Origin of the sequence: Actinophytocola sp. (assembly GCF_035712165.1) — a bacterium.
GTDB lineage: Bacteria > Actinomycetota > Actinomycetes > Mycobacteriales > Pseudonocardiaceae > DASYTH01.
This window is the reverse complement of sequence record NZ_DASTBH010000052.1, coordinates 1-6,641: the sequence shown is the minus strand read 5'-3', so window position 1 is coordinate 6,641 and position 6,641 is coordinate 1. Positions and strand designations below refer to the sequence as shown.

7 protein-coding genes are annotated in these 6,641 nt (G+C 72.8%); 3 read left to right on the top strand and 4 right to left on the bottom strand.

Annotated features, from left to right (window positions below):
• Positions 1-272 precede the first annotated feature (272 nt).
• Together VFO68_RS02510 and VFO68_RS02505 are read right to left on the bottom strand one after the other, a co-directional pair.
• Entirely contained in the window at positions 273-1,061 is a 789-nt protein-coding gene (locus tag VFO68_RS02510) for an Fpg/Nei family DNA glycosylase (RefSeq protein WP_325156480.1), read from the bottom strand.
• Positions 1,062-1,065: 4 nt separating this feature from the next.
• Positions 1,066-1,905, bottom strand: a complete 840-nt coding sequence (locus VFO68_RS02505; protein ID WP_325156479.1) for a ParA family protein — start codon at positions 1,903-1,905, stop codon at positions 1,066-1,068.
• Between the two features lie 31 nt (positions 1,906-1,936).
• Between VFO68_RS02505 and VFO68_RS02500 the strand changes: the two genes are divergently transcribed.
• Both VFO68_RS02500 and dinB read left to right on the top strand, forming a co-directional pair.
• Positions 1,937-2,656 (top strand): class I SAM-dependent methyltransferase, encoded by a 720-nt coding sequence (locus VFO68_RS02500; protein ID WP_325156478.1) that lies wholly within the window; start codon positions 1,937-1,939, stop codon positions 2,654-2,656.
• A gap of 29 nt (positions 2,657-2,685) precedes the next feature.
• The gene (gene dinB / locus VFO68_RS02495) at positions 2,686-3,924 is read left to right on the top strand and encodes a DNA polymerase IV (protein WP_325156477.1); all 1,239 of its coding nucleotides are present in this window, start codon (positions 2,686-2,688) and stop codon (positions 3,922-3,924) included.
• On the opposite strand, the gene VFO68_RS02490 is transcribed toward dinB, so the two are convergent.
• On the bottom strand, positions 3,925-4,881 hold the full coding sequence (locus VFO68_RS02490; RefSeq protein WP_325156476.1) for a penicillin-insensitive murein endopeptidase: 957 nt from the start codon (positions 4,879-4,881) through the stop codon (positions 3,925-3,927).
• Between the two features lie 146 nt (positions 4,882-5,027).
• Here VFO68_RS02490 and VFO68_RS02485 point away from each other — a divergent pair, with 146 nt between their 5' ends.
• Positions 5,028-5,810, top strand: a complete 783-nt coding sequence (locus VFO68_RS02485) for an SAM-dependent methyltransferase (protein WP_325156475.1) — start codon at positions 5,028-5,030, stop codon at positions 5,808-5,810.
• On the opposite strand, the gene VFO68_RS02480 is transcribed toward VFO68_RS02485, so the two are convergent.
• A partial coding sequence (locus VFO68_RS02480; RefSeq protein WP_325156474.1) for a DUF58 domain-containing protein occupies positions 5,752-6,641 on the bottom strand: 890 nt, incomplete at its 5' end. The genes VFO68_RS02485 and VFO68_RS02480 overlap by 59 nt on opposite strands.

Sequence of the window (6,641 nt, the reverse complement as noted above, 5' to 3'; positions counted from 1 at the left end):
CGGCTGGCCGCACTGGACGAGAAATAGGACAACCCCCGGAGCGCGCTTCCTGTGGCGAACCACAGGCCCTGGGGCGGACTAGGTCCCAGAGACTCCGGGGGTTGGGTGACTGCCTGGTATTCGCCGACCACCGAGGTCGGCCAACCCATATTTGTCCGATCGGTGGTCCTAGCGGACAGCCACCTCACGAGTCCTATAGCTATTCACCGTTGGACCACCTCCTCTCTCGTGTACCGCCCAATTTATGCGGCGGGAGGTGGATCGACAACTGATTACGGGTGGGGTCCGGGCTGACAGGCAGGACAGAAGTAGGTGATCCGCTCCCGGGCGTCCGGGCCCTGGTTGGCCACCCGCACCCGGCCGCCGCAGCGCAGGCAGCCGGAGCGGGTGCGGCCGTACACCCACAGCCGCCGGTCCCGGTGGTTGTGCCCGGTGGTGCTGCGGTCGAAGGTGGTGGTGTTGCGCAGCAGCAGGTCCCGGCTCAGCTCGACCGCCCGCTCCGCGTCGACCTCGGACACCGGGGTCCACGGCGACACCCCGAGCAGGAAGCACACCTCGGCCTTGTAGACGTTGCCGACCCCGGCCAGCACCTGCTGGTCGAGCAGCGCGACGCCGATCTCCCGGTCCGGCGCGCCGCGCAGCCGCCGCACCGCCTCGGCCGCGTGCCCGTCCGACCAGTCCGCGGCCAGCAGGTCCGGCCCGAGGTGATCGACCAGCCGGCCCTCCTCCCCGGTGGGCACGGCGGCGAGTTGGAGCAGGTTCACCCCGATCGCCATGGTGTCCGCGGTCGCCAGCGCCACCCGCACCTGATGGCCCAGCCGCGCGGCCGGCGCCACGAACCGCCATGCGCCGTCCATCCCGAGATGGTTGTGCAGGCTGAGCTCGCGGTCGAACCGCACGAACAGGTGCTTGCCGACGCTTCGGGCCTCCAGCACGGTCCGCCCGGCGAGGTCCAGGGTGGCCAGCCGGGGGTGCCGGACCTCCCCGCGCACCAGCACCTTTCCGGCCAGAGCCGCATTCAGGCGCTGGGCCGTGATGAACACGGTGTCGCCCTCGGGCACCGGTTCAGCCGTTCATCTCGTCGTGCTCCGGCCAGTTGACCGCCTGGTGCCGGCCGCGGCCTCCGGTGCGCAGCAGCCGGGCCAGCAGCAGGTTGAACGCCAGCGACACCTCGCGGGCGCCCGGGGTGGTCCACTTGTGGATCGGCACACACGCGCCCTGGGCCTGCTGCACCGCGAGCCGGTCCGGCAGGGCCACCGGCATGATCAGCGAGCCGAAGCTCTCCCGCAGCTCGGCGATGCGGAACTGGTGCTCGTAGGAGTGCGGGCGGACCCGGTTCACCACCACGCCGAGCGGCACCAGGTCCGGGTTGTGCGCGTCACGGGTCTCCTCGACCGCGTCGAACGCCCGGTTCACCCCGGACACCGCGTACAGCGTCGGCTCGGTGACCAGCAGCGCGCCGTCCGCGGCCACCAGGGCGGAGCGGGTGAGCCGGCCCAGCGACGGCGGGCAGTCCAGCAGCACCAGCTGGTAGGGCAGCTCGTCCTCGGCGAGCAGGGACGACAGCGCCTCCAGCGCGCGGCCCAGCTTGCCGAGCCGGCGCGCGTCGGGAGCCGGGTCGTTGAGCGACTCCAGCTCCTCCGACCCGACCAGCACGTCCACCTCGTCGCTCCAGCCGCTGTGGGCGATGGCTTCCCGGAGCACGGTGGGCCGTGGCGTCTCGAGGACCTCCGCGATGGTCGTCCCGGTGTCCGCCGGATCCAGCGTCGCGGTCGCGTTGCACTGCGGGTCGAGGTCGACGACCAGCGTGCGCGCACCGCGGCGCATCGCCGAGGACGCGAGTCCGAGCACCACGGTGGTCTTGCCGACCCCACCCTTGAGGCTGAGCACCGCCACCGTTCGCACGAGCAGAACCCTACGGTCCTACGCTCTGCGCATGCGACTGGATGCCGTTCGCCGCGCCCTGGAGGTCGAGCTGGTCGCCGCCCGGCAGCGCCGGGCCGGCAGCCCGCCCCGGGTGCTCGACGTGGGCGGGGGCAGCGGCACGCTGGCCGTTCCGCTGGCCGCGGCCGGCTGTGCGGTGACGGTGGTGGAGCCCAACCCGAACGCGTTGGCCACCCTGCACCGCCGGGCGCAGGAGGCCGGCGTCTCCGAGCGCATCACCGCCGAGCAGGGCGACGCCGACGTGCTCGGCCAGCTGGTGCCCGCCGGCAGCGCCGACATGGTGCTCGCGCACGGTCTGCTCGAGGTCGTCGAGGACCCGAAGAACACCGTGAGCGCGATGGCCGAGGCGTTGGCTCCCGGTGGCGCGGTGTCGGTCGTGGTCGCCAACCGGTTCGCCGCCGTGCTGCACCGGGTCCTGGCCGGCCGCCTCACCGACGCCCGCGACCTGCTCGACGACCCGGACGGCCAGCTGTCCGGCGAGTCCCTGCTGCGCCGGTTCGACACCGAGGGCCTGCGCCGGCTGCTGGTCGACGCCGGCCTGACCGTGCACCTGGTCCAGGGCAGCGGCGTGTTCTCCGACGTGGTCCCCGGCCCGGTCCTGGAGCTCAACCCCGGCGCCGCCGACGCCTTAGCCGACCTCGAGCTCCGGGTGTCGACCCTGCCCCCGCTCCGCGACGTCGCCACCCGGCTGCACGCCATCGCCCGCAAGTAACTGTCGGACGCCCCTGGCATGCTGTGCCCGTGGGACGCAGCGGTGACCTGCCGCGGGGGCTGGTGGACAAGTACCGGGTCGGGCCGGACAGCTGGCCGGACGACACCGGCTGTCCCATCCTGCACGTCGACATGGACGCCTTCTTCGCCTCGGTGGAGCTCCGCGAACACCCGGAGCTGCGCGAGCGCCCGGTGGTGGTCGCCGGCAATGGCCCGCGGGCCGTGGTGCTGGCCGCGAACTACCCGGCCCGGGTGTTCGGGGTGCGCTCGGCGATGCCGGCCGCGCGGGCCAGAAGACTCTGCCCGCAGGCGGTGTTCCTCCCGCCGCACCGGCACAAGTACGAGCAGGTGTCCCGGTCCGTGTTCGCCGCGATGCGCGAGCTGACCCCGCTGGTGCAGCCGCTGAGCCTGGACGAGGCGTTCCTGGACGTGAGCGGGGCGCTGCGCCGGCTGCGCCTGCGCCCGGCCGAGATCGGCGCCGAGCTGCGCAGGCGGGTGGCCGCCGAGCACGACCTGACCTGCTCGGTGGGCGTGGCGCCGACCAAGTTCGTGGCCAAGCTCGCCTCCGGGTTGGCCAAGCCGGACGGGATGCTGGTGGTGCCGCGCACCGAGGTGCTGGCCTTCCTGCACCCGCTGCCGGTCTCGGCGCTGTGGGGCGTCGGGGCGCGGACCGCGGAGCGGCTGCTGGCGGTCGGGCTGGAACGGGTCGGCGACGTGGCGGCCACCCCGCTGCCCCGGTTGCGCCGCACCCTGGGCGTGGCCGTCGCCGAGCACCTGCACGCGCTCGCCAACGGCCACGACGACCGGGGCGTCGAGCCGGATGTGGCGGAGAAGTCGATCGGCGCCGAGGAGACCTTCGACGTCGACGTGGCCGACCGCGGCGCGGTCCGGCGCGAGCTGCTGCGCCTGTCCGAGCGCACCGCGGCCAGCCTGCGCGGCCGGGGCCTGCGCGGCCGCACCGTGTCGATCAAGGTGCGGTTCGGCGACTTCACCACGATCACCCGGTCCCGCACGCTGCCGGTGGCCACCGACGTGACCCAGGAGATCTACCGCACCGCCTGCCAGTTGCTCGACGAGCAGACCCCGCCCGGCGCCGTCCGGCTGATCGGCGTGCGGGTCGAGCAACTCGGCGAGGGTGCGGCCGAACAGCTCACCCTCGACGCTCCCGAGCGCGGCTGGCGCGACGCCGACCAGGCCGCCGACGCGGCCCGAAACCGGTTCGGGACGGCGGCGGTCCGGCCGGCCAGCCTGATCAGACCGCGCGAATGATCAACACACGTAGAGGCTGTTCGGGTGGACCCGCTCGCAGTAGCGCACGTGCAGGTGGTTGTCGTGGTTGGCCTGGCTGGTCGTCAGGCCTTCGTTGATCAGCGTCGGGTCGTTGAAGAAGATGAACTTCACGTGGCCCGGCGCCGCGGCGCGGATCTGGTTGATCAGCTGCCGGGTGGCGGCCCGGTCGTAGGTGGCCGACTGCCAGGTGATCCGGCCGGCGGTGCACTGGCCGTTGTCGGTGCGGATCGGCCAGACGTCGATGTCCAGACCGTTCTCGTGGCTGGCGTGGCCGGGGATGTCGCCGCCGTGCTCGAACCCGGCGTCGCCGAGCGGAACCCGGCCCTGGCCGGTCGCGGTGAACTGCGCGGCCGCCCGCTCCAGCTGGCCCCAGGCGGCGCCGGCGGCCCAGTTGGCGGCGGTGCCGTTGCCGTCCGGGTCCTGGTCGCAGATGTTGGAGAAGTCCGGGTAGGCGTAGTGCCACACCAGGTTGCGCCAGGTGACCGCGCCGACGATGCCGTCCACGCCGATCCCGGCGTGCTGCTGGAAGTTCCGCACGGCGGTGTTGGTCGCCGCGTCGAACACCCCGTTGACGGCCAGGCTGAGCCGGCGCTTCTCGTTCAGCTCGACCTGCAGGGCGCGCACCGCCTGGTTGCTGTCACCCTGCCGCAGCACCGGAACCAGCGCGGCCCAGGTGTTCGGCCCGACGATGCCGTCCGCGTCCAGTCCGCGCGCGGACTGGAACGACCGCACCGCGTTTCCGGTGTCCTGCCCGAACACGCCGTCCGGGCCGCCCGAGCCGACCGAGAAACCGTTGTGCACCAGCAGGTACTGGATGGCCCGTACGTCCACCCCGCGGTTGCCGCTGCTCTGGGTGTGGAAGAACGCGTTGGCGTAGGCGCTCGCGGGGCTCGCCGAGAGCAACACCGTGGCCGCGGTGAGGGCCAGGGCTGTCACGACTGCCGCCGGGCGTAGGTTGATCCATGGCATTGCGGCAGTATGGTCAACAAGTAACCCAATGTATAGATCTACTCGCAAAGTTCTAACGGGGACGGGGGTCCATGGATCAGGCAACCAGTTGGCCGGAGGGTGTTCCACCGAAGGTGAACCTCGACCAGCCCAGCGCGGCCCGGATGTACGACTACTACCTGGGCGGAGCCCACAACTTCGCGGTCGACCGGGAGGCCGCCGAGCGGGCCATCGCGGCGCTGCCGGCCACCATCGCCGGGGCCCGCACCAACCGGGCGTTCCTCCAGCGGGCGGTCCGGTTCCTGGTGGAGACGGGGATCCGCCAGTTCATCGACCTGGGTTCGGGCATCCCGACCTCGGGCAACGTGCACGAGATCGCCCAGCAGATCGAACCGGACACCCGGGTGGCCTACGTGGACATCGACGCGGTCGCCGTCACCCACGGCCAGTCGGTGCTGGCCGGCAACAAGCGGACCGCCTTCGTGCACGCCGACCTGCGTGACGTCGACGCGGTGCTGGAGTCGCCCGACCTCCGCCGGGTGATCGACTTCTCCGAGCCGGTCGGCCTGCTCATGGTTGCGGTGCTGCACTTCGTGCCCGACGTCGACGGCCTGGCCGGCATCCTCACCCGCTACCGCGACGCGCTGCCGGACGGGAGCTACCTGGCCCTGTCGCACATGAGCATGACCGGCCAGCCGCGCGAGTTCCTGGAACGGTTCGAGGCGGTCTACGCCAACACCGCCAACCCGGTGGTGCTGCGCTCCCGGGACGAGATCGCCGCCCTGTTCGAGCACTACGAACTGGTCGAACCGGGCGTGGTCACGCTGCCGCTGTGGCGTCCGGACGGGATCAGCTACTTCACCGAGGATCCGGAGCGTTTTCCCGGTTTCGCCGGCGTGGCACGGAAACGGGGCTAGCGGCAAGCACCTCGTCCAGCCCGCAGCCGTCGGCCCAGGCCAGTACCGGGATGCGGGTGCCGGCCAGGTCGCGGCGCAGCACCTCGCGGTCGAACCGCCAGACCTGCTCGATCAGCGGGTCGGGCGGCCGGTTCGGCCGGCGCAGCACGTCGACCACGACCACCGCATGCCGGCGCGCGTACAGGCCCGCGATGACCGGCCAGATCCGCGCGTCCAGCAGCGGACTGAACACGATCACCCAACTGCGCGGCGGCAGGCCGCGGGGCACCCGGATCTCGGCCCCGGTCGCGTCCGGACTCTTGGCGTCCAGGACCAGGTCCACGATCCGGTAGAACTGCCGGCGGCCCGGCTCCGGCGCCAGCCAGCGCGGGGCGCCGCCGCCGAGCGCGAGCACGCCGGCCCGGTCCCCGCGGCGCAGTGCCGCCCGCACCACCTCGGTCGCGCCGTGCACCGCGGCGTCCAGCCCGGGCGGGGTGGTCGTGTCGATCACCGTCAGCACGTCGGCGCCGCGCGCCGCCAGCCGTTCGGTGACGTGCGGGCGGCCCAACCGGGAGGTCGCCAGCCAGTTCAGGTTGATCACCGGGTCGCCGGGCAGGTACGGCCGGATGCCGGCGAACTCCGGATGCCCGACGCCCCGGCTCCGTCCGATGTGGACACCCAGCCGGGCGAGTGGCTCACCCGGCCGGATCCGGGTCCGCAGCGGCGCGGGCCGGGGGTAGACCCGGACCTCGACCGCGTCGGTCACCGCGGTGGCGACCAGCAGGCCGCCGGCGGCCCGGGCGGTGATCCGCACCCGCACGACGAACCGGCCCCACCTTGTCGCCCGCATCG

Excerpts from the sequence above, each read along its gene's own strand:
- VFO68_RS02500 (WP_325156478.1), top strand. The coding sequence starts at position 1,937 with ATGCGACTGGATGCCGTTCGCCGCGCCCTGGAGGTCGAGCTGGTCGCC.